This window comes from Kineococcus deserti (genome assembly GCF_050871945.1).
Taxonomy (GTDB): domain Bacteria; phylum Actinomycetota; class Actinomycetes; order Actinomycetales; family Kineococcaceae; genus Kineococcus.
The window spans coordinates 23,019-48,773 of record NZ_JBJLSI010000014.1 but is presented as its reverse complement, the minus strand read 5'-3'; the positions used below and the strand labels follow the sequence as shown (position 1 = coordinate 48,773).

24 protein-coding genes are annotated in these 25,755 nt (G+C 73.6%); 17 read left to right on the top strand and 7 right to left on the bottom strand.

Annotated elements, in window-relative coordinates; genetic code table 11:
• The first annotated feature begins 18 nt into the window (after positions 1–18).
• Positions 19–1,611, top strand: coding sequence for a methyl-accepting chemotaxis protein (locus ACRYR2_RS12700; RefSeq protein ID WP_432563230.1), 1,593 nt, complete (start codon positions 19–21; stop codon positions 1,609–1,611).
• A 40-nt stretch (positions 1,612–1,651) separates the two neighbouring features.
• Here ACRYR2_RS12700 and wecB read toward each other — a convergent pair whose 3' ends face one another.
• Positions 1,652–2,764 carry a non-hydrolyzing UDP-N-acetylglucosamine 2-epimerase gene (gene wecB / locus ACRYR2_RS12695; RefSeq protein ID WP_432563279.1) on the bottom strand — a complete coding sequence of 371 codons (1,113 nt, stop codon included), beginning with the start codon at positions 2,762–2,764 and terminating at the stop codon, positions 1,652–1,654.
• Between the two features lie 260 nt (positions 2,765–3,024).
• On the opposite strand from wecB, the gene uvrC reads away from it, so the two are divergent.
• From uvrC to ACRYR2_RS12635, 12 genes are all read left to right on the top strand, one after another.
• Positions 3,025–5,031 carry an excinuclease ABC subunit UvrC gene (gene uvrC / locus ACRYR2_RS12690; RefSeq protein ID WP_432563229.1) on the top strand — a complete coding sequence of 669 codons (2,007 nt, stop codon included), beginning with the start codon at positions 3,025–3,027 and terminating at the stop codon, positions 5,029–5,031.
• A 160-nt stretch (positions 5,032–5,191) separates the two neighbouring features.
• Positions 5,192–6,034: an RNase adapter RapZ gene (rapZ, locus tag ACRYR2_RS12685; RefSeq protein WP_432563278.1), complete on the top strand. Its 843-nt coding sequence runs from the start codon at positions 5,192–5,194 to the stop codon at positions 6,032–6,034.
• A gap of 65 nt (positions 6,035–6,099) precedes the next feature.
• Entirely contained in the window at positions 6,100–7,098 is a 999-nt protein-coding gene (locus tag ACRYR2_RS12680; RefSeq protein WP_432563277.1) for a gluconeogenesis factor YvcK family protein, read from the top strand.
• 85 nt (positions 7,099–7,183) lie between these two features.
• On the top strand, positions 7,184–8,164 hold the full coding sequence (gene whiA / locus ACRYR2_RS12675; protein ID WP_432563228.1) for a DNA-binding protein WhiA: 981 nt from the start codon (positions 7,184–7,186) through the stop codon (positions 8,162–8,164).
• Positions 8,165–8,383: 219 nt separating this feature from the next.
• Positions 8,384–9,388: a type I glyceraldehyde-3-phosphate dehydrogenase gene (gene gap / locus ACRYR2_RS12670; protein ID WP_432563227.1), complete on the top strand. Its 1,005-nt coding sequence runs from the start codon at positions 8,384–8,386 to the stop codon at positions 9,386–9,388.
• Positions 9,389–9,484: 96 nt separating this feature from the next.
• A complete protein-coding gene (locus ACRYR2_RS12665) occupies positions 9,485–10,723 on the top strand; it encodes a phosphoglycerate kinase (RefSeq protein WP_432563226.1) in 1,239 nt (412 codons plus the stop codon).
• Positions 10,724–10,751: 28 nt separating this feature from the next.
• A complete protein-coding gene (gene tpiA / locus ACRYR2_RS12660) occupies positions 10,752–11,537 on the top strand; it encodes a triose-phosphate isomerase (protein ID WP_432563225.1) in 786 nt (261 codons plus the stop codon).
• Between the two features lie 73 nt (positions 11,538–11,610).
• Positions 11,611–11,862: a preprotein translocase subunit SecG gene (gene secG, locus ACRYR2_RS12655; protein WP_432563224.1), complete on the top strand. Its 252-nt coding sequence runs from the start codon at positions 11,611–11,613 to the stop codon at positions 11,860–11,862.
• Positions 11,863–11,875: 13 nt separating this feature from the next.
• A complete protein-coding gene (locus ACRYR2_RS12650; RefSeq protein ID WP_432563223.1) occupies positions 11,876–12,226 on the top strand; it encodes an RNA polymerase-binding protein RbpA in 351 nt (116 codons plus the stop codon).
• 109 nt (positions 12,227–12,335) lie between these two features.
• The gene (locus tag ACRYR2_RS12645) at positions 12,336–13,046 is read left to right on the top strand and encodes a FadR/GntR family transcriptional regulator (protein WP_432563222.1); all 711 of its coding nucleotides are present in this window, start codon (positions 12,336–12,338) and stop codon (positions 13,044–13,046) included.
• A gap of 85 nt (positions 13,047–13,131) precedes the next feature.
• Positions 13,132–14,559: a four-carbon acid sugar kinase family protein gene (locus ACRYR2_RS12640; RefSeq protein ID WP_432563221.1), complete on the top strand. Its 1,428-nt coding sequence runs from the start codon at positions 13,132–13,134 to the stop codon at positions 14,557–14,559.
• 41 nt (positions 14,560–14,600) lie between these two features.
• Positions 14,601–15,503: an NAD(P)-dependent oxidoreductase gene (locus ACRYR2_RS12635; protein ID WP_432563220.1), complete on the top strand. Its 903-nt coding sequence runs from the start codon at positions 14,601–14,603 to the stop codon at positions 15,501–15,503.
• Here the strand turns inward: ACRYR2_RS12635 and ACRYR2_RS12630 are convergent, their stop codons facing one another.
• Both ACRYR2_RS12630 and ACRYR2_RS12625 read right to left on the bottom strand, forming a co-directional pair.
• Positions 15,504–15,911 (bottom strand): carboxymuconolactone decarboxylase family protein, encoded by a 408-nt coding sequence (locus ACRYR2_RS12630; RefSeq protein ID WP_432563219.1) that lies wholly within the window; start codon positions 15,909–15,911, stop codon positions 15,504–15,506.
• Positions 15,908–16,765 carry an MBL fold metallo-hydrolase gene (locus ACRYR2_RS12625; RefSeq protein ID WP_432563218.1) on the bottom strand — a complete coding sequence of 286 codons (858 nt, stop codon included), beginning with the start codon at positions 16,763–16,765 and terminating at the stop codon, positions 15,908–15,910. The genes ACRYR2_RS12630 and ACRYR2_RS12625 overlap by 4 nt, the downstream gene beginning before the upstream one ends.
• Positions 16,766–16,839: 74 nt before the next feature.
• Here ACRYR2_RS12625 and ACRYR2_RS12620 point away from each other — a divergent pair, with 74 nt between their 5' ends.
• From ACRYR2_RS12620 to ACRYR2_RS12605, 4 genes are all read left to right on the top strand, one after another.
• Entirely contained in the window at positions 16,840–17,403 is a 564-nt protein-coding gene (locus tag ACRYR2_RS12620; protein WP_432563217.1) for a TetR/AcrR family transcriptional regulator, read from the top strand.
• A gap of 259 nt (positions 17,404–17,662) precedes the next feature.
• On the top strand, positions 17,663–18,124 hold the full coding sequence (locus tag ACRYR2_RS12615) for a DUF7010 family protein (protein ID WP_432563216.1): 462 nt from the start codon (positions 17,663–17,665) through the stop codon (positions 18,122–18,124).
• A 49-nt stretch (positions 18,125–18,173) separates the two neighbouring features.
• Complete coding sequence (locus ACRYR2_RS12610; protein ID WP_432563215.1) at positions 18,174–18,536, top strand: hypothetical protein; 363 nt, start codon at positions 18,174–18,176, stop codon at positions 18,534–18,536.
• A gap of 60 nt (positions 18,537–18,596) precedes the next feature.
• A complete protein-coding gene (locus ACRYR2_RS12605; protein ID WP_432563214.1) occupies positions 18,597–20,084 on the top strand; it encodes a protein adenylyltransferase SelO in 1,488 nt (495 codons plus the stop codon).
• Between the two features lie 315 nt (positions 20,085–20,399).
• On the opposite strand, the gene ACRYR2_RS12600 is transcribed toward ACRYR2_RS12605, so the two are convergent.
• The 4 genes from ACRYR2_RS12600 to ACRYR2_RS12585 all read right to left on the bottom strand — a co-directional run bounded on the left by ACRYR2_RS12600 (position 20,400) and on the right by ACRYR2_RS12585 (position 25,637).
• The gene (locus tag ACRYR2_RS12600; RefSeq protein ID WP_432563213.1) at positions 20,400–21,983 is read right to left on the bottom strand and encodes an APC family permease; all 1,584 of its coding nucleotides are present in this window, start codon (positions 21,981–21,983) and stop codon (positions 20,400–20,402) included.
• Between the two features lie 247 nt (positions 21,984–22,230).
• The gene (hflX, locus tag ACRYR2_RS12595) at positions 22,231–23,373 is read right to left on the bottom strand and encodes a GTPase HflX (protein ID WP_432563212.1); all 1,143 of its coding nucleotides are present in this window, start codon (positions 23,371–23,373) and stop codon (positions 22,231–22,233) included.
• 96 nt (positions 23,374–23,469) lie between these two features.
• A complete protein-coding gene (locus tag ACRYR2_RS12590; protein ID WP_432563211.1) occupies positions 23,470–24,054 on the bottom strand; it encodes a hypothetical protein in 585 nt (194 codons plus the stop codon).
• 122 nt (positions 24,055–24,176) lie between these two features.
• Positions 24,177–25,637, bottom strand: a complete 1,461-nt coding sequence (locus tag ACRYR2_RS12585) for an aminotransferase class I/II-fold pyridoxal phosphate-dependent enzyme (RefSeq protein ID WP_432563210.1) — start codon at positions 25,635–25,637, stop codon at positions 24,177–24,179.
• Between the last annotated feature and the right edge of the window lie 118 nt (positions 25,638–25,755).

Sequence of the window (25,755 nt, the reverse complement as noted above, 5' to 3'; positions counted from 1 at the left end):
AACCCCGAAAGGCGCCTCATGCGTACCCTGCGCGACCTGAAGGTCGCTTCCAAGCTGTTTGCCGGGTTCGGCGTCGTCTGCCTGCTGCTGGCCGCCGTCGTCGCTGTCGGGATCGCCAAGTTGGGCTCGTCCCAGCACACCCTGGAGGTCATGAGCTCCAGCGGGCTGACCTCGGTGCGCAGCATCGAGCAGATCCGCGCCGGCTACGTCCAGACCCGCCTCGACCTCGCCAACCTCGTCATGGTCCAGGGCGAGGCCGAGATCGACAAGGCGCTGCAGAAGATCGACGAGACCGACACCCGCGTCGACGGCTACCTGGCCGACTACCAGGCCAGCCAGCCTGCGGCCGCCGACGCCGACCGTCAGCGCCTCGTCGAGCTGGTCGACGACTACCGCACCAAGCGCGAGGACCTCGTCCCCCTGGCGAAGGCGGGCGACACCCAGGGCTTCATCGCCCTGCGGGCCACGACGACCACGCCGATCTCCCAGGAGGTCGAGAAGACTCTCACGAGCCTGTCCGAGCAGGAGTCCAAGGCCGCGGACACCATCGCCACCAACGGTGCGTCGGCCTACCACGCCGCCGTCGTCCTCTTCCTCGTCCTGGGCGCCGTCGCCCTGCTCGTGGCGGTCGTCGTGGCCGTCGTCGTGGCCCGCGGGATCGCCAGGCCGCTGGCCCGCACCCTGACCGTCGTGCAGGGCCTGGCCTCCGGGCGCCTGGACCAGCGCGTCGGCATCACCGGCAAGGACGAGGTCGGCCAGCTCGCCGACGCCCTCGACGTGACCATGGACCGGCTGACCGTCACGATGCGCCGCATCGCCGGGAACGCGACCACCCTGGCCGCCTCCAGCGAGGAGCTGACCACCGTGGCCACCCAGCTGTCCGGTGGGGCCGAGGAGGCCTCGGTGCAGGCGCAGGTGGTCTCGGCGGCCACCGAGCAGATCAGCGCCAACATCGGGACCGTGGCCGCCGCGGGGGACGAGATGAGCTCGGCCATCCGCGAGATCGCCACCTCCACCGCTGAGGCCTCCTCCACCGCCGCCAGTGCGGTGGCCGCGGCCACCGCCGCCGGTGACACCCTCTCGCGGCTGTCGGCCTCCAGCCGGGAGATCGGTGAGGTGGTCAAGCTGATCACCTCCATCGCCGAGCAGACCAACCTGCTGGCCTTGAACGCCACCATCGAGGCCGCCCGGGCCGGGGATGCGGGCAAGGGGTTCGCGGTGGTGGCCGGTGAGGTCAAGGAGCTGGCGCAGCAGACGGCGCGGGCCACCGAGGAGATCATCTCCAAGGTCGATGCGACCCAGGCCGATGCTGCGGCCGCTGCGGGTGCGCTGACCGAGATCACCGAGGTGATCGCGCGCATCGACGGGTTGCAGGCCACGATCGCGGCGGCGGTGGAGGAGCAGTCGGCCACCACCAGTGAGATGGTGCGCAACGTGACGGAGGTGTCCACCGGTAGTCAGGAGATCGCCTCGAACATCTCCGGGATCGCGGCGGCGGCCGATCAGACCACCTCGGGGGCCACGCACACGGCGACCACGGCCGGTGAGGTCTCGCGCGCCGCGACCGAGCTCAACGAGCTCGTGGGGTCCTTCACCCTGCCGCGGGACTGACCCCGTCCGCGTCCGCGGAACGGATCCGCCCGGCGCGCCCTCAGAACGGCGCGACGAGCTTCACGACCGCCTCGACGACGACCCGGCTGGCCGATCCGTCGCCGTAGGGCGAGGGCACGTCCCGCAGCGCCGCAGGGTCCTCGGCCAGCGCCGAGCGCACTGCGGCGGCCAGCCGCAGCCCGCCGGGCACCAGCGAGGCGAACGTGCCCATCACCTCCGGACGTTCGGTCGAGCGGCGCACCACGACGAGGCGCTTCTTCAGGACGCTGACCTCCTCCTGCACCCCGCCGGAGTCGGAGACGACGAGCCGGGCGCGGTTCTGCAGGGCCAGGAACTCCGCGGGCGGTTGCGGGGCGATGACGGTGAACTTGTCCAGCAGGTCACCGAGACCGTTGCCGCGCAGCCGGTCCAACGTCCGCGGGTGGGCGGGGAACACGACCGGCAGGCCGTCGTCGGCGATCGCGGCCATCTCGCTGAGCACCTGGCGCAGCACGGCGGGGTTGTCGGCGTTCTCCGGTCGGTGCACCGTCAGCAGCACGTACTGCGCGGGCAGCCCCAACCCGGCCACGACGGCGTCCTGCACGCTCTCGGACGGCAGCAGGTGCAGCACCGACTCCACCACGGTGTTGCCGGTCAGCAGGATCCGCTCGTCGGCGATGCCCTCGGCCCGCAGGTGGCCCACGGCCGTCGCGGTGGGGGCGCAGCACAGGTCGGCGAGGTGGTCGATCACCACCCGGTTGTGCTCCTCGGGCATCCGCCGGTCGAAGCTGCGCAGCCCGGCCTCGACGTGCACGACCGGCAGGTCCGCGGCGTTGCCGGCCAGGGCCCCCGCCAGGGCGGCGGTGGTGTCGCCCTGGACGATCACGGCCGAAGGGCGGTGCCGGGCGAAGGTGGCGTCGAGCGCGGCGACGGCCGCGCCGAGCTGCTGCCCGCGCGAGGAACCCCCGACCCCCAGGCCGATCGGCTCGGTGCCGAACCCCAGCTGGGCCGTCACGTCCGACCACATGGCCGCGTCGTAGTGCTGCCCGGTGTGCACCAGCAGCCCGGCCGCGCCGAGCCGGCGCACGATCTCGGCGAGCTTGATGGCCTCCGGACGGGTGCCCAGGACGACCGCGACCGGTCCCGGTGCACCTTCGCCGACGGGGAAGCCCAGTGGCCGGCGCTGCGCCTGCGGGGAGCCGGCGCCTCGCGCCGGAGGGAGCTGGTGCGCCGGAGCAGGAGTGGTGATCGTCGGAGTGGCCACGGCGGGGACGCTAGGCCAGCACGCCCCCGCTGCGGGGCGCTTCGCGCAGATTGCGGAACGCGTTCACGCACACCGCGCACGTGTTGTGGCGCAACGTGATCGACGGCTCACGAAGGGTTGAGGCGAGACACGCCGGGACGGTGTCCGAGCGGCGACCTAACCTCGTACCCGTGCCCGACCCCGCCACCTACCGCCCCAAGCCGGGGGAGATCCCGGTCGAACCCGGGGTGTACCGCTTCCGCGATCCGCACGGCCGCGTCATCTACGTCGGCAAGGCCAAGAGCCTGCGGGCCCGGTTGTCGAACTACTTCCAGGACCTGTCCGCGTTGCACCCGCGCACCATGGCCATGGTCACCACGGCCGCCAGCGTCGAGTGGACCGTCGTGGCCACCGAGGTCGAGGCCCTGCAGCTGGAGTACTCCTGGATCAAGGAGTTCGACCCGCGCTTCAACGTCAAGTACCGCGACGACAAGTCCTACCCCTACCTCGCCGTCACCATGGGCGAGGAGGTCCCGCGCGTGCAGGTCATGCGCGGCGCCAAGCGCAAGGGCACCCGCTACTTCGGCCCGTACACCCACGCCTGGGCCATCCGCGAGACCGTCGACCTGCTGCTGCGCGTCTTCCCCGTCCGGACCTGCTCCACCGGGGTGTTCAAACGCGCCGGCCAGGTCGGCCGGCCCTGCCTGCTGGGCTACATCGACAAGTGCTCGGCCCCCTGCGTCGGGAAGATCTCCACCGACGACCACAAGGCCCTGGCCCAGGACTTCTGCGACTTCATGGCCGGCAACACCGCCCGCTTCGTGCGCCGCGCCGAGCAGCAGATGAAGGCCGCCGCGGCGGAGATGGACTACGAACGCGCCGCCCGGCTGCGCGACGACCTCGGCGCCCTGACCAAGGCGCTGGAGAAGTCCGCCGTCGTCCTGCCCGACGCCACCGACGCCGACGTCTTCGCCATCGCCGACGACGAGCTCGAGGCCGCCGTGCAGGTCTTCCACGTGCGCGGCGGCCGCGTGCGCGGCCAGCGCGGCTGGGTCTCGGAGAAGGTCGAGGACGTCGGCACCCCCGAACTCGTCGAGCAGCTGCTGCTGCAGGTCTACGGCGGCGAGAGCGGCGAAGGCGTCCCCCGCGAGGTCCTGGTCCCCGAACTGCCCGCCACCGTCGAGTCCGACGTCGAGGACTGGCTGTCCGAACTGCGCGGCTCCCGCGTCGACCTGCGCGTGCCCCAGCGCGGCGACAAACGGGCCCTGATGGAGACGGTGCACCGCAACGCCACCCAGGCCCTGGCCCTGCACAAGACCCGCCGCGGCGGTGACCTGACCACCCGCAGCCAGGCCCTGCAGGAACTGCAGGAGGCCCTCGGTCTGGACGAGGCCCCGCTGCGCATCGAGTGCTACGACGTCTCCCACACCCAGGAGACCAACGTCGTCGCCTCCATGGTCGTCTTCGAGGACGGCCTGCCCAAGAAGTCCGACTACCGCCGGTTCGCCGTCCGCGGTGACGAGGGCGGCGTCGACGACACCCGCGCCATGCGTGAGGTCCTCACCCGTCGCTTCCGGCGCATGCGCGCCGAGGAGACCATCAGCGAGACCGCCGACCCGTCCGGCGGGGTGGTCGAGGTCGAGACCTCCGGGGCCGTCGGGGGTGAGGTGCCCGCCGGCATCGACCCCGACACCGGCCGCCCCCGCCGCTTCGCCTACGCCCCCAACCTCGTCGTCGTCGACGGCGGCCAGCCCCAGGTCGAGGCCGCCGCCCGCGCCCTGGCCGACGCCGGCGTCGTCGACGTCGCCCTGTGCGGTCTGGCCAAGCGCCTGGAGGAGGTCTGGCTGCCCGGCGAGGACCACCCCGTCGTGCTGCCCCGCACCAGTCAGGGCCTGTTCCTGCTGCAACGGGTGCGCGACGAGGCCCACCGCTTCGCCATCACCTACCACCGCTCCAAGCGCAGCAAGGCCATGACGACCTCCGCCCTCGACGGGGTTCCCGGTCTGGGCCAGGCCCGCAAGAGCGCGCTGCTGAAGCACTTCGGCTCGGTCAAGCGACTGCGCGCCGCCAGCGAGGACGAGGTCGCCGCGGTCCCCGGCATGGGACCGCGCACCGCCAGGGCCGTCGTCGAGGCGCTCGCCGCCGGCAAGCCGGCCGAGCCGACGATCAACACGGCCACGGGGGAGATCCTGGACTGAGACGCGTTCGCCACCGCACGTGATGGAGCGAGCGCGACGCGTGCTGGCCTCGTCGCGAACGACACGCCCGGGATGACAGGATGGCCGGGTGGAGGACCAGACGGGCGGTGCGCAGCGCGCAGGAGGGGCCGAGCGGCAGCAACGCCGTCCCGAACTCCTCATCATCACCGGGATGTCGGGGGCCGGCCGGTCGACGACCGGCAAGGCCCTGGAGGACCTCGGCTGGTACGTCGTGGACAACCTGCCGCCGCAGATGCTCGAACCGCTGGCCGAGCTGGCCGCCCGCGCCGGGCTGACGATCCCGCGGCTGGCCGTCGTCGTCGACGTGCGCGGCCGCAGCTTCTTCGCCGAGCTCACCGGCGCCCTCGCCGCCCTCGACACCCGGCACGTCTCCCCGCGCGTGCTGTTCCTCGACGCCACCGACGACGTGCTCGTCCGCCGCTTCGAGTCCGTCCGCCGCCCCCACCCGCTGCAGGGCGACGACCGCATCGTCGACGGCATCGCCCGCGAACGCGCCCTCACCGGGGAACTGCGCGCCCGCGCCGACGTCGTCGTCGACTCCAGCTCCTTCAACGTCCACCAGCTCGGCTCGCTGGTCGCCTCCCTGTTCGAGGCCGACCGCGCCGAGGACCTGCGCGTCACCGTCATGAGCTTCGGCTTCAAGTACGGCACCCCCGCCGACGCCGAGCACGTCGCCGACGTGCGGTTCATCCCGAACCCGCACTGGGAACCCGACCTGCGCCCGCTGACCGGCCAGGACGGACCGGTCTCCGACTTCGTCCTGGCCGCCGAGGGCGCCAAACCGTTCCTGGACCGCTACGAGTCCGCGCTCGGGCCCGTCTTCGAGGGCTACCGCCGCGAGAACAAGCGGTACGCGACGATCGCGATCGGCTGCACCGGAGGCAAGCACCGCTCGGTGGCGATGGCCGAGGAACTGGGAACGCGACTGCGCCGCGACGGTGTGCCGGTGCGCGTGCTGCACCGCGACCTGGGTCGGGAGTGAGCCCCGGTTCGTGGGCAGGGCCCGCCACCGCCCACCCTTCCGCCACCAGTTTCCCGACCGGCCTGATCCCCACCGTTCCGGCCGGCGGCGCCCTGCCCGGGCCGACGGGCACGTCGGCGGCCCCGGCCGTCGTCGCCCTCGGCGGCGGCCACGGCCTGTCGGCCTCGCTGTCGGCGCTGCGCCACCTCACCGACCGCCTCACGGCCGTCGTCACGGTCGCCGACGACGGCGGTTCCTCCGGCCGGCTGCGCCGCGAACTGGGCGGACTGCCGCCCGGCGACCTGCGGATGGCGCTGTCGGCGCTGTGCGACGACTCCGAGTGGGGCCGCACCTGGCGCGACGTCCTGCAGCACCGGTTCACCTCCTCCGGGTCGCTGCACCAGCACGCCACCGGCAACCTGCTCATCGCCACCCTGTGGGAACTGCTCGGCGACGAGGTCGCCGGCCTGGACTGGGTCGGGCGCCTGCTCGGCGCTCGCGGCCGGGTGCTGCCGATGGCCGCGGTCCCGCTCGACATCGAGGCCGACGTCCGCGGGCTGGTGCCCGGGGCGCCGGAACAGCTGACCGCCGTGCGCGGTCAGGTGGCGGTCGCCTCGACCACCGGCCAGGTGGCGGCCGTGCGGCTGGTCCCCTCCGACCCGCCGGTGCGCCCGGAGGTCGTCGAGGCCGTCGAGGCCGCCGACTGGGTCGTGCTCGGCCCCGGGTCGTGGTTCACCAGCGTCCTGCCGCACCTCATGGTGCCGGGGCTGGCGCAGGCGCTGACGAGGACGCGGGCGCGCACGTGTGTCACGCTCAACCTCGCCGTGCAGCCGGGGGAGACCGACGGTTTCAGCGCGGAGGCGCACCTGGAGGTCCTGGCCGCGCACGCCCCGGACCTCGTCGTCGACGCCGTCGTGGCCGACCCGGTCGCCGTGGGCGACGTCGACGCGCTGACCCGCGTGGCCGAGGGACTGGGTGCGAAGGTGTTGCTGCGCAACGTGTCCCTGGGCGACGGCACGGCACGGCACGACGCGCTGCGGTTGGCCGCGGCCTACCGTGACGTCTTCGGCGGCGCCGGGTGGTGAGCGGTCGGGTAGCGGGCCCCGCAGTGCGGGCAGAGGAACGACGAGGAAACTGCGTGATGGCGAAGGTGTCGGGGAAGGACCAGTCATGGCGATGACGGCGGCGGTCAAGGACGAGCTGAGCCGGTTGCCGGTGACGACGACGGCGGCGCGCAAGGCCGAGGTGTCGGTCATGCTGCGCTTCGCCGGCGGGCTGCACATCGTCTCGGGGCGCATCGTCATCGAGGCCGAACTGGACTCGGCCTCGATCGCGCGGCGGCTGCGCCGCGACATCGCCGACGTGTTCGGCCACCCCAGCGACCTGCTGGTCGTGCAGGCCGGTGGGCTGCGGCGCGCCACGCGCTACGTCCTGCGCGTCGCCCGGGAGGGGGAGTCCCTGGCCCGGCAGACCGGTCTGCTGGACGGGCGCGGTCGCCCGGTGCGGGGGCTGCCCTCGCACATCGTGTCCAGCTCCACCCAGATCGCCGAGGCGGCCTGGCGCGGAGCGTTCCTGGCCCGCGGTTCGCTGACCGAACCGGGCCGGTCCGCGGCGCTGGAGGTCACCTGCCCCGGCCCCGAGGCCGCGCTGGCCCTGGTCGGCGCCGCCCGCCGGCTGGAGCTGTCGGCCAAGGCGCGCGAGGTGCGCGGCGTGGACCGCGTCGTGCTGCGCGACGGCGACGCCATCTCGGCGCTGCTGACCCGCCTCGGCGCGCACGACGCGATGATGACGTGGGAGGAGCGGCGCATGCGCCGCGAGGTGCGCGCCACGGCCAACCGGCTGGCCAACTTCGACGACGCCAACCTGCGCCGCTCGGCCCGCGCGGCCGTCGCGGCCGGGGCCCGGGTCGAGCGGGCCCTGGAGCTGCTGGGCGACGACATCCCCGACCACCTGCTGCAGGCCGGCCGGCTGCGGCTGGAGCACAAGCAGGCCAGCCTGGAGGAGCTCGGCCAGCTCGCCGACCCGCCGATGACCAAGGACGCGATCGCCGGCCGCATCCGGCGGTTGCTGGGGATGGCGGACAAGAAGGCGATCGAACTGGGTGTCCCGGGCACCGAGTCGGGGTTGACCGCGGACATGCTCGACGCCTGAGGGCACCTCGGGGTGCAGCGCCCGTCGCGCGGCCCGTCGCACCCCGGGTTCTCCCCGACGTGACCTGGGCCATAGGGTCGGCTCGACGCCGCGGGGCCCGCGGCGGGTACGAGTGCGGGGTCCGTCCCGAACGGGTACCGCCACCAGTACAGACCACGTACCGGACGCACGAGACGCACCAGGCCCGCCCGGTCACGGTGCGTCAAGGATGGAGAGCGCATGACCACTCGGGTCGGCATCAACGGATTCGGTCGCATCGGCCGCAACTTCTTCCGCGCCGCACTCGCCCAGGACGCGGACGTCGAGATCGTGGCGGTCAACGACCTCACCGACGCCAAGGCGCTGGCGCACCTGCTCAAGCACGACTCCGTGCTCGGCAAGCTGTCCGAGGACGTGCGTGTGGACGGCGACTCGATCGTCGTCGGCTCCAAGACCATCAAGGTCCTCGCCGACCGCGACCCGGCCAACCTCGGCTGGGGCGACCTGGGGGTCGACGTCGTCGTGGAGTCCACCGGGTTCTTCACCGACGGGGACAAGGCCAAGGCCCACCTGGCCGCCGGCGCCAAGAAGGTCGTCATCTCCGCGCCCGCGACCAACAACGACGTCACCGTCGTCATGGGCGTCAACGACTCCGACTACGACGCGTCGAAGCACTCGATCATCTCCAACGCGTCCTGCACCACCAACTGCCTGGCCCCGCTGGCCAAGGTCCTCGACGACGCGTTCGGCATCGAGCGCGGTCTGATGACCACCGTCCACGCCTACACCGCGGACCAGAACCTGCAGGACGGCCCGCACAAGGACCTGCGCCGCGCCCGCGCCGCGGCCCTGAACATCGTGCCGACCTCCACCGGTGCGGCCAAGGCGATCGGCCTGGTCCTGCCGCAGCTGAAGGGCAAGCTCGACGGCTACGCGCTGCGCGTCCCGGTCCCGACCGGCTCGGCCACCGACCTGACCGTCACCCTGGGCCGCGAGGTCAGCGTCGACGAGGTCAACGCCGCCTACCAGGCCGCCGCGGACGGGCCCCTCAAGGGCTACCTCGTCTACTCCGACGAGCCGCTGGTCTCCAGCGACATCGTCACCGACCCGGCCTCGTGCATCTACGACTCGGGCCTGACCAAGGTCAACGGCAACCAGGTCAAGGTCGTCGGCTGGTACGACAACGAGTGGGGCTACTCCAACCGCCTCGTGGACCTCGTCACGCTCGTGGGCTCCTCGCTCTGAGCCTCTGACACACTCCGGCCCGGGTACTCGATCACGCAGTCGAGTGCCCGGGCCGTCGTCCGTCCGGATCCCGGACAGCAGCAGAAGGGAACGTCCGTGAAGACCATCGACGACCTCGAGGCCCAGCTCGGCGGCCTCAGCGGCAAGCGCATCCTGGTCCGCAGCGACCTCAACGTCCCGCTCGACCACAGCGGTGAGCAGCCCGTGATCACCGACGACGGCCGCATCCGCGCCTCGGTGCCGACGTTGGAGCGCCTGCTGGACGCCGGCGCACGGGTCGTCGTGACGGCTCACCTCGGCCGCCCCAAGGGCACCCCGGAGGCCAGGTACTCCCTGGCCCCGGTGCACGCTCGCCTCGCCGAGCTGCTCGACGGCGTCTCCGTCGGCTTCTGCGAGCAGACCGTGGGCCCGCAGGCGAAGGCCGCCGTGGACGCGCTCGCCGACGGCGAACTGCTGCTGCTGGAGAACATCCGCTTCAACGCCGGGGAGACCAGCAAGGACGACGGGGAGCGCGGCGCCTTCGCCGACGAGCTCGCCGCCCTGGCCGACGGTTTCGTCTCCGACGGGTTCGGCGCGGTGCACCGCAAGCACGCCAGCGTCTACGACATCGCCCGGCGCCTGCCGCACGCCGCCGGTGGCCTGGTCGCCACCGAGGTCGAGGTGCTGCAGCGGCTGACGACGGGTCCCGAGCGCCCCTACGCCGTCGTCCTGGGCGGCTCGAAGGTCTCCGACAAGCTCGGCGTCATCGACAACCTGCTCGGCTCCCTGCTGAGCTCCGGCGACCGGCTGCTCGTCGGCGGCGGCATGGTCTTCACATTCCTGAAGGCCGCCGGCCACGAGGTGGGCAAGAGCCTGCTGGAGGCCGACCAGCTGGACAAGGTCCGCGAGTACATGGCGACCGCGCAGGACAAGGGCGTCGAGCTGGTCCTGCCCAGCGACGTCGTGGCCGCCACCGCCTTCGCCGCCGACGCCGACCCGCAGGTGGTGCCCGCCGACGCCATCCCCGCCGACCGGCTGGGCCTGGACATCGGTCCCGACTCCGCCGCGGCGTTCGCGCAGCGGCTCACCGACGCGCGCACGGTCTTCTGGAACGGCCCGATGGGCGTGTTCGAGATGGAGCCCTACGCCGGCGGCACCCGCGCCGTCGCGCAGGCCCTGGCCGAGGCCAAGGTCGACTCCGGCGCGTTCAGCGTCGTCGGCGGTGGCGACTCCGCCGCCGCCGTGCGCACCCTCGGCTTCGCCGACGAGCAGTTCGGGCACATCTCCACCGGTGGTGGGGCGAGCCTGGAGTACCTCGAGGGCAAGCAGCTGCCCGGCCTCGACGTCCTCGACTGACAACCCCGACGGAAGAGAAGGATCGACGATGACCCGCACCCCGCTGATCGCCGGGAACTGGAAGATGGTCCTGGACCACCAGCAGGGCACCCTGCTGGTGCAGAAGCTGGACTGGACGCTCAAGGACGCCAAGCACGACTACTCCGCCGTCGAGGTCGCCGTCCTGCCCTCGCACACCAGCCTGCGCACCGTCCAGACGCTCATCGAGGGCGACAAGCTGTCGGTCAGGCTCGGTGCCCAGGACGTCTCCGAGCACGACGCCGGCGCGTACACCGGCGAGGTCTCCGGCGCGATGCTGGCCAAGCTCGGCGTCACCTACGTCGCCGTGGGGCACTCCGAGCGCCGGCAGTACCACGGCGAGACCGACGAGGTCGTGAACGCCAAGACGAAGAAGGCGCTGGCCAGCGGCCTCGTGCCGATCGTCTGCGTCGGTGAGCCGCTGGACGTCCGCAAGGCCGAGCAGCACGTCGAGTTCACCGTCGGGCAGGTCGTCCAGGCCCTGGCGGGGCTGCCCAAGGAGCAGGTCGCCGGTCTCGTGCTGGCCTACGAGCCGGTCTGGGCCATCGGCACCGGTGAGGTCGCGACCCCCGAGGACGCCCAGGAGGTCTGCGCCGCACTGCGTCAGGCGGTCGCCGAGCAGTTCGACCAGACCACGGCCGACGCCGTCCGGATCCTGTACGGCGGCAGCGTGAAGCCGGCCAGCATCGCGGCCATCATGAAGCAGGCCGACGTCGACGGGGCCCTGGTCGGGGGCGCCAGCACCGACGCCGCCGACTTCGCCGCGATCGTGAGGTACCGCGACCACCCCGCCTGATGGCCTACGCTGAGCGAGCCCTGACAACAGCGCCGAGCCCGCGACGGGCCCGGCCCCGAGCAGAAGGATCGACGTGAGCGTCCTCCGCATCGTGCTGCAGGTGGTCCTGGCCATCTCCAGCCTCTTCCTGACGCTGTTGATCCTCATGCACAAGGGCAAGGGCGGCGGCCTGTCGGACATGTTCGGCGGTGGCGTCACCACCAGCCTGTCGGGATCGAGCATGGCCGAGCGCAACCTCAACCGCTTCACCGTCACGGTGGGTGTGGTGTGGGGTGTGACGGTCGTCCTGCTCGGCCTCGTCGAGCGCTTCACCAACGAGTTCTGAGGAGACGACCGACGTGGCAGGTGGCAACGCCATCCGGGGCAGCAGGGTCGGCGCCGGCCCCATGGGCGAGGCGGAACGCGGCGACACCGCTCCCCGCATCCGCATCTCCTACTGGTGCGCCAACGGGCACGAGACGAAGCCCAGCTTCGCCGAGGAGTCCGGCGTCGAGCCGCCCGAGACCTGGGACTGCCCGCGCTGCGGGTTCCCCGCCGGGACCGACCGGGCCAACCCGCCGGCCCCGCCGCGCAACGAGCCGTACAAAACGCACCTGGCGTACGTGAAGGAGCGTCGTTCCGACGCCGACGGCGAGGCGATCCTCAACGAGGCGCTCGACTCGCTGCGGGCCCGCGGTCTCATCCGCTGACCCGACGCTCCACCACGAGGCCCTCCGCGCACCGCGGGGGGCCTTCGTCGTGGGCGCGGGGGTCGTGGGCGCGCCAGGAGTCGGACGAACGTCGAGGGAGGTCGGTCAGGTGGCGCGCAGGTCGCTGGCGAGTCAGGTCGCCGAGGCGATGCTGGACGAGATCGTCCGCGGCGACGTCGCGGCCGGGGAACCGCTGCCGACCGAGGCGGAACTGTGCGCCACCCACCAGGTCAGCCGCCTGACCCTGCGCGAGGCGCTGAAGGTGCTGCAGTCCCAGGGGGTCGTGCGTGCCCTGCCCGGGGTGGGCAGCTACGTCAACCCGATCAGCCGGTGGACGGGACTGGAGGCGGTGCTGCGGGCGACCTCGGCCGGCGCCGGTGCGGGATCCACCTCGCTGCAGCTCATCGAGGTGCGGCAGATGATCGAGACCGGGGCGGCGGGGCTGGCCGCCATCCGGCACACGCCCGGCGACCTCGCGGCGCTGGAGGAGTCCCTGGCGCAGATGCGCACCGCGCACTCCGAGGCGGACCTGGCGGGTTTCGTGCGCGCCGACATCGCGTTCCACGACGGGGTGCTGCGCGCCAGCGGCAACGTCTTCGTCCCCGTGCTGCTGGATCCGCTGTCGCGGATCCTGCGCGAGAAGCGCGAGCAGACGTCCGCGATCCCGCAGATCCAGGCCAACGCCGTCACCGCGCACGCGGCCGTGCTGGACGGCGTGCGGTCGGGGGACCCGCAGCGGGCGCGGGCGGCGATGGAGTCGCACATGGCGCAGACCGCGCAGGACCTGCGGCGGTACGTTCTGAGCGCCGAGCAGTTCTGAGGGCCGAGCGGTCGGCAGGGGAGTTTGACCCTGGCCGCCGCCGTCGACGAAGATGTCAGACATCTGACAACGAGGGAGTTCTCTGGTGGACCACCGCCCCATCCCGCCCGCCCGCACGGGCACGGCCGTCACCGCGAGCGACGTGGCCGCGGCCGTGGCCCGCACCGGCACCACCCTGGTGGTGCTGGACGACGACCCGACCGGAACCCAGTCGGTGGCCGACCTGCCCGTCCTGACCCGCTGGGAGGAACCCGACTTCGTCTGGGCCTTCGAGCAGCGCTCGCCGGCGGTGTACGTGCTGACCAACACCCGCAGCCTGGGCCGCGAGGACGCCGCCGCGCGCAACCGCGAGGTCGTAGTCGCCGCCCTGGCCGCCGCCGCCCGCACGGGGACCCACGTCCGGTTCGTCAGCCGCAGCGACTCCACGTTGCGCGGGCACTTCCCGCTGGAGACCGACACCCTCGCCGCCGTGCTCGCCGAGCACGACGGCCGGTCCGTCGACGCCGTGGTGCTCGTCCCGGCGTTTCCCGACGCGGGACGGATCACGCTGCACGGCTGGCACTTCGTGCGGGTCGGGGGAGAGTTCGTCCCGGTCGGGGACAGTGAGTTCGCCGCCGATGCGACCTTCGGCTTCAGCAGTTCGGACCTGCCGGCGTGGGTGCAGGAGAAGACCGGCGGCCGGGTGAGCGCCGCCGACGTCGTCGTCCTGGACATCGACACCGTCCGCGCCGGCGCGCAGGCCGTGCGCGACGTCCTGCTGCCGCTGACCGGTGGGCGCACCGTGGTCGCCGACACCGTCGACGAGGACGACCTGCGCGCCGTCTGCCTCGGCCTGGCGCTGGCCGAGGAGGCGGGCCGGGAGTTCCTCTACCGCGTCGGCCCCCCGTTCGTCCGCGCCCGGATCGGGCAGGAGGCGCGCCCGCCGCTGGAACGGGCCGAGATCTTCGCCGACGTCCCCGTCCGCCGCGGGGGCGGCCTGGTCGTCGTCGGGTCGCACGTCGGCCTGACCAGCCGGCAACTGGCGGTGCTGCAGGCCGAACGACCGCAGGCGCGGTCGGTCGTCATCGACGTGCCCACCGTCCTGGACCCGGCCCGCGCCCCGGCGCACCTGCAGGCCGTCGGCGAGGAGATCGCACGACGGCTGCCCGACGGTGACGTCGTCCTGCACACCAGCCGGGTGCTGCAGCGCAGCGACGACCCGGCCGAGAGCCTGCAGATCTCGCGGACCGTCTCGGCGGCCGTCGTCGACGTCGTGCGCGCCGTGCTCGCGGCCCACCCGCCCCGGTTCGTCGTCGCCAAGGGCGGCATCACCTCCAGCGACGTCGCCGCGCACGGTCTGCAGATCCGGCACGCCGTGGTCCGCGGGCCGATGCTGCCCGGCATCGTCTCGCTCTGGGAACCGGTCGCCGGGCCCGCCGCCGGGATCCCCTACGTCGTGTTCGCGGGCAACGTCGGCGACGACGACTCGCTCGCCGCCGTGGTCCGCACCCTGGCCGACCCCGCCCACCCCTGATCCCTGCACGATCCCTGTCCCACCCTGCACCGAGGAGCGCCATGTCCACCTACCGCGTCGCCGTCCTGGGCCTGGGCGCCATGGGTCTGCCCATGGCGACCCGCCTGACCCGGGGACTGACCGTCCACGGCTTCGACATCTCGCCCGAGCGGATGGACCTGGCCGCCACCGCCGGCATCGCCACGTTCGACTCCGCGCGGGCGGCGTCCGAGGGCGTCGACGCCGTGCTGCTCGCCGTGCGCAACGGCGAACAACTGCGGGAGGTGCTGTTCGGCGAGGCCGGCATCGCCGGCGTGCTGCAGCCCGGTGCCGTCGTCTGCATGACGAGCACGGTCGGCGTCGACGACGTCGTGGAGGTCGCGGCCCGGCTGGCCGGGCACGGTGTCCACCTCGTCGACGCGCCCCTGAGCGGGGGGCCGGTCCGGGCCGGTGAGGGGGACCTGCTCATCGTCGTGGGGGCCGCCCCCGAGGCCCGCGAGAAGGCGCGGCCGGTGCTGGAACTGCTGGCCTCCACGCTCACCGTCATCGGCGACCGCGCCGGGGACGGCCAGGCGTTCAAGACCGTCAACCAGCTGCTGTGCGGGGTGCACATCGCCGCGGCCGCCGAGGCGCTGGCGCTGGCCGAGCGCCTCGGCCTGGACCCGGCCGCGACCCTGCAGACCCTCGCCGCCGGTGCGGCCGGCTCGTTCATGCTGGCCAACCGCGGCCCGCGGATGCTGCAGGCCTACGACGAGGGTGGGGCCGAGGTGCTCAGCCGGCTGGACATCTTCGTCAAGGACATGGGGATCGTCACCAAGGCTGCGCGCAGCACCGGCCTGCCCACCCCGCTGGCCGCGGCCGCCGAGCAGCTGTACCTGCTGGGCGCCGCGGCCGGCAGGAGCGCCGAGGACGATTCCGCGGTGATCACCGTGGTGGCGCCGCGGCGCGGCCGCGAACAGGGCTGATCACGGTCGCCGTGGTGGTTCCCCGAGGCCGACGTGCCGGCTCGTCCGTCCCACCGCCTGCATCGCAGCGGATGCGTAGGGTTGCCCCACGTAGGCCGTCAGCAAGATCATGAGCTGGGTGAGCCCGGCGTCGTCGAGCCCGCTCCTGCGAGCCAGGCCGACGTAGACGTCGAGACGTTCGTCCACGACGTCGGAGGCGACGAGGGCGGCGATCACCGCGAGGCTCCGGTCCCTGTCGGTGAGCGCGTCGCCCTGCCACCCCGGGCCGCCGGCGGCTTCGTAGGCTTCGGTGACGTAGTCGCGGCCCGCCCGTTCCCGCATGAGGCGCCGGGTGGTCCGCTCATCGGTCCCGAAGTTGCGCGCGTACGTCCGAAGGCCCGCCCGGGCACGTCTGCTGGACCTGCTCACGAGGTGGGACCCGTCGTCGCGGGGGTCAGGTGGGGGATCCCCTCGTAGGCCCTGGCGTCGTGAGCCGGTACCAGGTGCACCTCGTCGGCCAACGCGATGACCCGCGCCAGGTCGCGGCGCACCCCGGCGGGATCGCTGTCGGCCAGGGCTCGCAGCAGCAGTGGCCGCTCGGCCTGGCGCGTGATGCCCTCCAGCTGCCACGTGAGGTCACCGATGAAGGCGAACCGCCGTCCGGAGGGCACGGTGACGAAGACGACGACCGATCCCGGGGTGTGCCCGGCGGCCGGGACGATGACGACCGACCCGTCGCCGTGGACGTCGCGGCTGGCGCTGAACCCCAGGTGGGCCGGCCCGTCGAAGCTGTACTCCCGCACCTCGTGGTCGTCGGTGACGCGGGAGAACACGCGGTCGTCCTTCGCGCGCCCGGCGTGCGCTCGCTCGCCCGGCGCCGTCCAGACCGGCGCGGCCAGGGAGTCCAGGCCGCTGACGTGGTCCCAGTGCGAGTGGGTCAGGACGATCCCGAGCAGCCGTCGGTGGTCGTAGCCGGCGGCGTCCAGCTGCTGCCTGGCGGTGGCACCCAGCCGGTGACGCGCCCTGCGGAACGCGGGCAGCGTCCGGATGTGCTGCGCGGCGTTCGCGCCGAAGCCGGCGTCGATGAGCAGGTCACCGGCGGGGTGCCGGACCAGGACCGCGGTCGAGGCGAACTCCCGTCGGTCGCTCCAGCGTCCCCCGCGGAAGGCCAGGGCGGCTCGGGTGACGTAGCTGCCCGTGGGCAGCTGGAACAGCTCCATCCCGGGCGGTGGGGTGGCGACGGGCATCGGGCTGGTGAACGGGGTGACGGTGATCGGCGGCATGTGGACAGGGTGAGTACTATTGGACGAGTTGTCCAGTAGTGAACCCTGACGAGGTGCGCGGTTAGGCTGCGGCTGTGCAGACCGACTCGTCCGCCGTCGTCGACCCGCGGGTCCTGCGGACCCACCGTGACGTCGTGCGGTCGACCGCGGAGCTGCTCGTGGCGGGGGGGTGGGACGCCGTCACGCACGCAGAGGTCGCCCGCCGCTCCGGCTACTCCAAGGCGACCGTGTACGCGCACTGGCCGACGCGGCTGGACCTCATCCGTGCCTCGATCGAGCGCATCTGCGACGAGGCCGACCACCCGCCCGCGACGGGGGACCTGCGCGCCGACCTGCGGGCGGCCCTGTCCGACTTCGCGAACGACCTCGCCGAGGGCCGCCTGGACCGGCTGCTCGCCGGGGTGGTGGAGCACGCCGACGACGGGCAGGCCGTGGCGGACCTGCGCCTGAGGCTCTACGACACCGGCACGCGGGGCCTGCGGGCGATCCTGACGACCCACCTGGCCGCCGCCGACGTCGAGCCGGTCCTCGTCCTGCTCACCGGCGGGGTCCTGGTGCACGTCTCCTACGCCGGCGCAACGGCCACGCCCGCCTTCATCGACGACCTGATCGATCGCGTGGTCGGCTCCCCGCGCTGACGTCCCGCGGCCGCGCCGACCGGGTGGGAGGCGCGCCCACCCCGACCTGTCCGGAGGGCGGCGGGCAGGGTGAGGATGTGCAGGTGGCGACGACTCCCCGGCGAGGTGGACCGTGAGGCGATCACCGAGGCCCGCTCCCGGCACGCGGCCACGCCGTGGTCCCGGAGCGGGTGAACCACCGCTCCTGGTCGACCCGAGACGGTGGGGGAGCCTCATCGGTCTCATCGGCGGCCTGGTCTTCGTCGGCAGCTGCTCGCCCGTGCTGGGGACGGCCGCCTCGACGGTCTCGTGGGTGCTGGGACTGGCCGGGGTCGTCGCGGCCCTGTTCTTCCACTACGTCCGCCCGGTTCCGCTCGGGCCACTCGCCCGGCCGGGCCGGCGAGCGCTGGCGGCCTACGCCGGATGCGTCGCCGGGGAGCTGGTGCTGATCGCCGTCGGGACGCGGGTCCTGGACGCGGTGGACCACGCCGAGCTGCGCCCGGCGCTGATCGCCGCCGTCGTGGGGCTGCACTTCATCCCCTTCGCGTGGGTCTTCCGCGAGCGGATGTTCCTCCACCTCGGCGGTGCCGTGGCCGCCCTCGGGGTGGCCGGCCTGACCGCGGGCGCGCTCGGCCTCCGCCACGCCCCCGAGGGCGCTGCGGTGGCCGCCGGCCTCCTCATGATCGCGATCGTCGTGCAGTACGCGCGGGGGTGGTTCGCCGGCTCGGGTGCGAGCGCGTGACGTGCATCTGCCGCCGCGCGGGTGCCGCACCCCGGTAGCGTCGACTCCCGTGCTGCCCGCGAGCTGGATCGAGCACCGTCGCCAGGACGGTGAGGCCGTCGGCTGGATCGTGCCCGACGGCGAGGGTTTCCGCCCCGTCGACGTCCTCGGGCGGCCGGTGACCGCGGGGCCCGTCGACTGGCTCGAGGCCGAGGAGGCGCTCGAGGACCTGGGCATCGGCTTCCTGGCCGACCGCCACCTGCTGCGGATGCCCGACGGCGTGGAGCGACCGGTCCGCATCAGCGAGGTCAGCGCCGAGGGCGTGACCGTCGTGACCGACGACTTCGGCAGCGCCTCCGTCGTCGGGGCCGGCAGCGAGCGCATCAGGCTTCCCTTCCCCGTGCCCGCGGCGCTGCGCCCCGCGCCGCGGTGAGAGGCGCCCCGCGGCGCGGGCCGGCTGGTGTCCCGGCGCATCGTGCGTATCGTCGCCGGGGTGAGCCTGGCACCGTCCTCGACCGTCGTCCTCGACCACCGCTTCGCGCGGGAGTTGCCGGAGATGGCGATCCCCTGGCAGGGCGAGGCGGCACCCGATCCGCGGCTGCTCGTGCTCGACGAGCGGCTGGCCGTCGAACTCGGCCTCGATCCCGACTGGCTGCGCAGCCCCGACGGGCTGGGCCTGCTCCTGGGGACCGAGGTTCCCGACGGCGCCGAGCCGGTGGCGCAGGCCTACGCCGGGCACCAGTTCGGCGGGTTCTCCCCGCGCCTGGGTGACGGGCGCGCGCTGCTGCTCGGCGAGCTCCTCGACCCCGGCGGTCGCCTCCACGACCTGCACCTGAAGGGCTCCGGGCGCACGCCCTTCGCCCGGGGCGGCGACGGCCTGGCCGCCGTCGGCCCCATGCTGCGCGAGTACGTGGTCAGCCGGGGCGTGCACGCCCTGGGCATCCCCACGACCCGCGCGCTGGCCGTGGTCGCGACCGGGCGCGAGGTGCTGCGCGACACCGTCCTGCCCGGTGCCGTCCTGGCCCGGGTCGCGGCCAGCCACCTGCGCGTCGGCAGCTTCCAGTACGCCCGCGCCAGCGGGGACCTCGATCTGCTGCGGCGTCTGGCCGACCACGCCATCACCCGCCACCACCCCGCCGCCGCCACGGCGGCGAACCCCTACCTCGCGCTGTTCGAGGCGGTGGTCGCCGCCCAGGCGTCGCTGGTGGCCCGGTGGATGCTCGTGGGGTTCGTCCACGGCGTCCTGAACACCGACAACACCACGATCTCCGGGGAGACCATCGACTACGGGCCCTGCGCCTTCCTCGACGCCTTCGACCCGGCCACCGTCTACAGCTCGATCGACCACGGCGGGCGCTACGCCTACGGCAACCAACCGGCCGTGGTCCAGTGGAACCTCGCTCGACTCGCCGAGGCGCTGCTGCCGCTGCTGGACCAGGACCAGGAGCGGGCCGTCGCCCTCGCGCAGCAGGCCCTGGAGACGTTCCGCACCCGCTACGCCGCCGTCCACGCCGACGGGATGCGCGCCAAGCTCGGCCTGGCGCACCGTTCCCCCGACCCCGACCCCGACCCCGACCCCGACGGCACGGACCTCGGCCCGCTCGTCGGGGACCTGCTGGAACTGCTCACCCGGGCCCACCCCGACCACACGTCGTTCTTCCGCGCCCTGGCCACCGCGGCGCGCGGTGACCGCGCGCCCGTGCGTGCGCTGGTTCCCGATCCCGCGCTCGACGGCTGGCTGGAGCGCTGGCTCGCCCTGGGCCCCGACGCCGCGGCGATGGACGGGGTGAACCCGGTCTACATCCCGCGCAACCACCTCGTCGAGGAAGCCCTCACGGCCGCCACCGGCGGTGACCTCGGGCCGGTGGAGCGGTTGCTGGAGGCCGTGGACGCCCCCTACGACGAGCGTCCGGGGCTGGAGCGCTACGCCGCACCGGCCCCGGGGGACTTCGGCCCCTACCAGACCTTCTGCGGCACCTGAGTCCTGCCCGGCCGCCGGGTGGCGTCACCGGCAGGGGGACCTCGGCCCGCGGGCGGCCGACCCGGCGGGGGGTCGCCGGGCCGGCCTGCACCCGCCCTCCACGGGGGGAGTGAGGACGGGTGTGCGCCATGGGTAGCAGGGCGCCCGTGACGACTCCGGCGGAACTCCCGAGTCGGTCAGGGGACCGCCGACGCCGTCGTGGCGCCGCACAGGACACGCCGAAGGCGTTGACGGGGCGAGGACGGGGGCGAGGACGGGGGCGAGAACACCACCGGTCCCCGGGCGCCGTGGTCGCCACCCGCGCCGGCGGCCGGCTCAGCGCGCCGCCCCACCGCGATGTGCGCCGCCGGCGGCGACCGCCCCGGCCCCGGCGCGGTGGTGTTCGTGGGCGTCGGCGAAGTGGCCGCGGCGCCTGGCGAACACCACCGCCCCGATGGCCCCGGTGCCCACCAGGAACAGCTCGGGCAGGAAGCGCAGGTACCAGGTGCCGGCCTCGGGGTCGTAGACCTCCTGCCGGGGCCAGGCCATGTTGACCACCATCAGCGCCCCGAAGACCACGGCCACGACGTTGACCGGCCAGCCCCAGCGGCCCAGGTCGAACCCGAGCCGCGGCTGCTCCCCGCCGCCGACCAGCGGGTGGGCCCGTCCCCGGAACCGGCGCACCAGGGCCGGCACGGTGACCAGCAGGTAGGCCAGGTAGACGATCATCACCGACACGCTCGTCACGGCGGTGAACACCCCGGCCCGGCCCAGGTTGACCAGCAGCACCAGCACGGCGGCCGCGGCCACGACGACGGCCGCGCGGGTCGGGGTGCCGGTCCGGGGATCGACGTGCGCCAGGAAGCGCGAGCACGGCAGCGCGCCGTCACGGGCCATGCTGAACGCCACCCGCGAGGCCGAGGTCTGGATGGCCAGCAGCGCCGCCACGATCGCGATCGCCACCACGACCAGCAGCACGGTCCCCAGGGTGCTGCCCAGCCGGCTCACCAGGACGTAGGAGATCCCGGCCGAGGCCAGCTCGCCGTCGGTGAGGCTGGGCGCGGCCATCAGCGCCGCCACCAGCAGCAGCGCCCCGCCGACCGCCGAGGCGCTGATGGCCTGCAGGACGGCCCGGGGGGTGGTGCGGCGCGGGTTGCGCGTCTCCTCCGACAGTTCCGCGGCGCTGTCGAACCCGTACATCACGTAGGCGGCCATGAGCGAGGAGGCCAGGAAGGGCCACACGTAGCTGCCCGAACCTCCGGTTCCCGCGGTGTCCAGCACCACCTGCGGGCCCCGTTCGGCGTGGGCGAACAGCAGCACGACGAGCAGCACCACCCCGACGATCTCGCAGCCGATCCCGACGACGTTGACCGCCGACACCACCTTCACACCCAGGGCGCCGACGACCGTGGCGGCGGCGATGAGCACGATGCCGAGCACGATGGCGTTGGTGGCCCCCGTGCGGGTGTCCAGGGCCGGATCGCCGCCCACGACCTGGAAACCGCCCCAGACCACCGGCAGGACGCTCTGGGCGGCGACCGCGATCGCGGCGACGCTGACGACGTACCCGATCAGCATCCACCAGCCGGCGAACCAGCCGACGGTCGTCCCGGCCAGCCGGCGGGCCCACTGGAAGATGCACCCGGCCACCGGGGTGTGCCCGGCCAGTTCGGCGAAGACCAGGGCGACGCAGAACTGCCCGGCGATGACCATCGGCCAGGTCCAGAAGAACGCCGGCCCGCCGAAGGAGTACCCGAAGGAGAACAGCTGGAAGACCGTCGTGAGGATCGAGACGAAGGAGAACCCCGCCGCGAAGGCCCCCACCGCACCGACGTCCCGGCGCAACTGCCGCTGCGGTCCTCCCGGCTGCGGGCCCGGTGGGTGCGGAGCCGGGCCGCCGGCCGGGCGGTGAGTGGTCACGGGCGGTCCTCCGGTGCACCGGGCGCTGCGGGCGGCCCTGTTGCACCCGGGCAGACCGGAACTGCCCGTTCCGGCCCGGTTCCACGTCGTCGACGCAGAACCCGTCCAGTGGAACCCACACCGGGCCGGACCGCGCGGCGAGGAACTCCCGGCGCTCGAGCAAGCACGTCGGGGCCGGTCGACCGGGGGCCGACGTCCTGGACGAACTGCACCGCCGGCGCCGGCGCCGGGACCGCGGTGCCGCCGGTCAGCGGTTGCGGCGCAACCGGTCCGCCAGGGTGGCCCGCAACTCCGGCACGCCCTGCCCGGTGAGGGCGGAGACCACGGCGGCCTCGGGGTACAGGCGCTGCAGTGCCGCCACCCAGTCCGGCGGCGCCACGTCGGCCTTGTTGAGGACCAGCAGTTCGGGCACGTCGGCGGCACCGATCTCGCGCAGCACCCCGCGCACCGTGCTCACCCGGTCCAGGGCGTCGGGGGCCGCGGCGTCCACCACGTGCACCGCCAGGTCGGCCTGGGCGACCTCCTCCAGCGTGGAGCGGAACGCCTCGACCAGCTGGTGGGGCAGGTTGCGCACGAAACCGACGGTGTCGGTGACGGTGAACGCCACGTCGTCGACGACGACCCGCCGCACCGTGGGGTCCAGGGTGGCGAACAACTCCGCCCGCACCTCCACGTCCGCCGCGGTCAGCCGGTTCAGCAGCGCGGACTTGCCCACGTCGGTGTACCCGGTCAACGCGGCGGAGGGAACGGCGTTGCGCGACCGGCGGTCCCTGGTGCGCTGACGGCGGGCGGCGATCGCGGCGGCCTGCCGGCGCAGTTCCCCGGCGCGCCGCCGCAGCCGGCGCCGCTCGGACTCCAGGCGGGTTTCCCCCGGTCCGCGGACACCGATGCCCTGCCCGGCGGCCACCCGGCCACCACCGACGCGCGACAGGTTCCGCCCGCCGCCGCGCAGGCGGGGCAGCTGGTAGGCGATCTGCGCCAGTTCCACCTGGGTGCGGCCCTCGCTGCTGCGGGCGTGCTGGGCGAAGATGTCCAGCACCAGGGCCGTGCGGTCCACCACCCGCACGCCGAGTTCGCCCTCCAGGGAACGCACCTGCGCGGGAGTGAGTTCGTCGTCGGCGATGACCAGCCGGGCGCCGGTGCGTTCCAGGGTGCCGGCGATCTCGGCGACCTTGCCGCGTCCGACGTAGGTCGCCGGGTCGGGGTGGTCGCGCGTCTGCCGGACGTCGGCGGCGATCTGCACGCCGTCGGTCTCGGCGAGCCGGTGCAGTTCGTGCAGGGCCGCGTCGACGTCGTGGTCGCCGGTGTCGACGGCCAGTGCCACGGCCCTCAGGGCCTCGTCCGCGGCGGGGGCGTCGGGAGACCTCCCGACCAGCCAGGCTCCGGGCACGGTGCTCCTCCTCGGTGGGGAAGGGGCCCCGGCTCTGGAGCTGCCACGAGGCTACCGGGCGGAGGCCCACCCGGCAGCCTCGCGACGCCGAACCGGTCAGGACAGGTGCAGGCGCCCCAGGACACCGCGGGCCGTGGCGGCCAGCCGGTAGCTCTGCACGAGCTTGGCGTTGCACACGATGTTGCCCGCCGCGCAGACCACCGGCAGGAACTGCGCGATCCGCTGGCGACGCTGCCACGTCGCCACGTCCGCGGGGGTGTTCGCCGTGGGAATGGTGGCGTCCTTGACCGACACCGGCTCGCCGCGCTGTTCGGCCGCGGCGGCGGCCTTGGCGATCTTCTGCCCGGCGAAGGCGGCGTAGGCCGTGGCGACCGCGCCGGTGACGACGAAACCGATCTTCAGGGCGCCGGTGCTGGCGTAACCCTGCTGCAGCGCCAGCCGCTGGCTGCTGGAGGCCGTCAGCTGCGAGCCGGTCACCAGGACCGTGGCGATGCTCGCCCACTGCACCGGCTGGAACCTGTTCCAGGCCGAGGCGGCGACCGCGATGCGGTCCCTGCCGACGCTGAGGTCGGAGCCGGACTTGTTCACCCCGGCCACGCCCATGACGGCACCGCCGAACCACAGGGCCGAGGCGAGGTCGTGCGCGGACTGGGCGAGGGTGTGCTCGTCGTGGGACGTCATGGTTCCTCCGGTGGGATGTCGGTGTTCCTGGGGGTTTCTCACGGTTCGTGGTCGGTGCGGGAAGTCTGGCCCGTCCGGCGCCGGGTCGCGCGCCGGAGCGCCCGCCCGGTGCGGGGATGCGGTCAGCGGGCCACGACGCGCAGCGTCTCCATCGAGCCGTCGGCGGCGTCGGGGACGAGCATTCCCGCGGCGACGCCCGACCGCAGGTAGTCGACGGCCTCGGCGCCCACGACCTCGCCCGGCGTCAGGACGGGCACTCCGGGCGGGTACGGGCTGACCACCTCGGCGGCGATGCGGCCGACGGCCTGCTCGGCGGGAACCTGCTCGGCGGGGCCGAAGAACGCGTCCCGGGGCAGCATCGCGTTCTCCAGTTCCAGCGAGTGCGGGGGCGGCAGCTGCACCGGCGGCAGTTCCTCCAGGGTGCCGCTCTCGGCGGCCAGGCGGCGCAGGGAATCCAGCAGCCGGGCCAGCCGGCTCTCGTCGTCGGCGTAGGTGAGGCGGGCCCCGATGCGGCAGGTGTCCGCCGAGCCGACGTCGACCTGGCAGGCGGACCGCAACCAGTCACCGGCCTGGAAACCGCTGATGCCCAGGGCCCGCACGTCGATCGTCAGGGCCAGGGGGTCCAGTTCGAAGGCGCCGCCGGTGCCGAGGACCTCCCGGCCCATCAACTCCAGTCCCTCGATCCCGGCGACCGCTTCGCGCAGGCGCCCGGTCCGTTCCAGGGCCGCGCCGAGCAGTTCGCCGCCCTGCTCGACCATCTGACGGCGCCAGCCGTCCAGGCTGGCGTAGACCAGGGGGGAGGAACTCGTCGTCCCGAGCAGGTCCTCGCGCGCGGAGAGCACGTCGGGGTCGACACGTCCACCCTTGAGGTGGAAGACCGAACTCTGCTCGATGGCGCCGCCCATCTTGTGCACGCTGGTGACGACCAGGTCGGCGCCGACGTTCATCCCCCACTCGGGCAGGTCCGGGTGGAACGGCAGGTGCGCGCCCCACGCCTCGTCCACGACGAGGGGGACGTCGAACTCGTGGCAGACGTCGGCGACGCCGCCGATGTCGGCGCAGGTCCCCCAGTCCGTCGGGGAGATGAGCAGCATGCCCTTGGCGTCCGGGTTGGCCTGCAGCGCAGCCCGGACGTCGGCCGGCTCCGGCGGGTGCGCCAGGTGCAGGCGGGCGTCGAAGTGCGGGTGCACCCAGACCGGGTCGATGCCGGAGATGATGACCCCGGCGATGACCGACTTGTGCGCGTTGCGCGAGACCAGCAGCTTCTCGCCCGGTCCCGCGACGGAGATCATCGCGGACTTGACCGACAGCGAGCTGCCGCAGGTGGAGAAGAACGCCTTGTCCGCCCCGACCGCGTCGGCCATGAGTTCCTCGGCCTGGCTGACCACGCCCTGGGACTCGCGGCGGTCGTCCAGGCCGTTGAGGGTCAGGATGTCGGCGGCGAACATCCGCTCGCCCAGGACCGCCAGCACCCGGGGGTCGACGCCCAGGCCCTGCCGGTGGCCGGGAGGGCCGAACACCACGTCACCGCGGCGGTGGAAGGCCTCGACGGCCTCCAGGACGGGTGTGCGTGCGTGGTCCATCGTGTGGTGCTCCGTTCACGTCGTCCGCCCGCAGGCCGTGGGCCGCCCGCGCGCGCAGGGTGCGGCTACCGGGCGGCTCGGTGCCACGGTCACGGGTCTCCTCCAGGTCGGTCGCCCT

What these genes read in the sequence shown, in the direction of transcription:
- tpiA (WP_432563225.1), top strand. Translation starts at nt 10,752, where the DNA reads ATGACCCGCACCCCGCTGATCGCCGGGAACTGGAAGATGGTCCTGGAC.
- ACRYR2_RS12700 (WP_432563230.1), top strand. Translation starts at nt 19, where the DNA reads ATGCGTACCCTGCGCGACCTGAAGGTCGCTTCCAAGCTGTTTGCCGGG.
- whiA (WP_432563228.1), top strand. Translation starts at nt 7,184, where the DNA reads ATGGCGATGACGGCGGCGGTCAAGGACGAGCTGAGCCGGTTGCCGGTG.
- ACRYR2_RS12590 (WP_432563211.1), bottom strand. Translation starts at nt 24,054, where the DNA reads ATGACGTCCCACGACGAGCACACCCTCGCCCAGTCCGCGCACGACCTC.
- ACRYR2_RS12635 (WP_432563220.1), top strand. Translation starts at nt 14,601, where the DNA reads ATGTCCACCTACCGCGTCGCCGTCCTGGGCCTGGGCGCCATGGGTCTG.
- ACRYR2_RS12625 (WP_432563218.1), bottom strand. Translation starts at nt 16,765, where the DNA reads ATGCCGCCGATCACCGTCACCCCGTTCACCAGCCCGATGCCCGTCGCC.
- gap (WP_432563227.1), top strand. Translation starts at nt 8,384, where the DNA reads ATGACCACTCGGGTCGGCATCAACGGATTCGGTCGCATCGGCCGCAAC.
- ACRYR2_RS12585 (WP_432563210.1), bottom strand. Translation starts at nt 25,637, where the DNA reads ATGGACCACGCACGCACACCCGTCCTGGAGGCCGTCGAGGCCTTCCAC.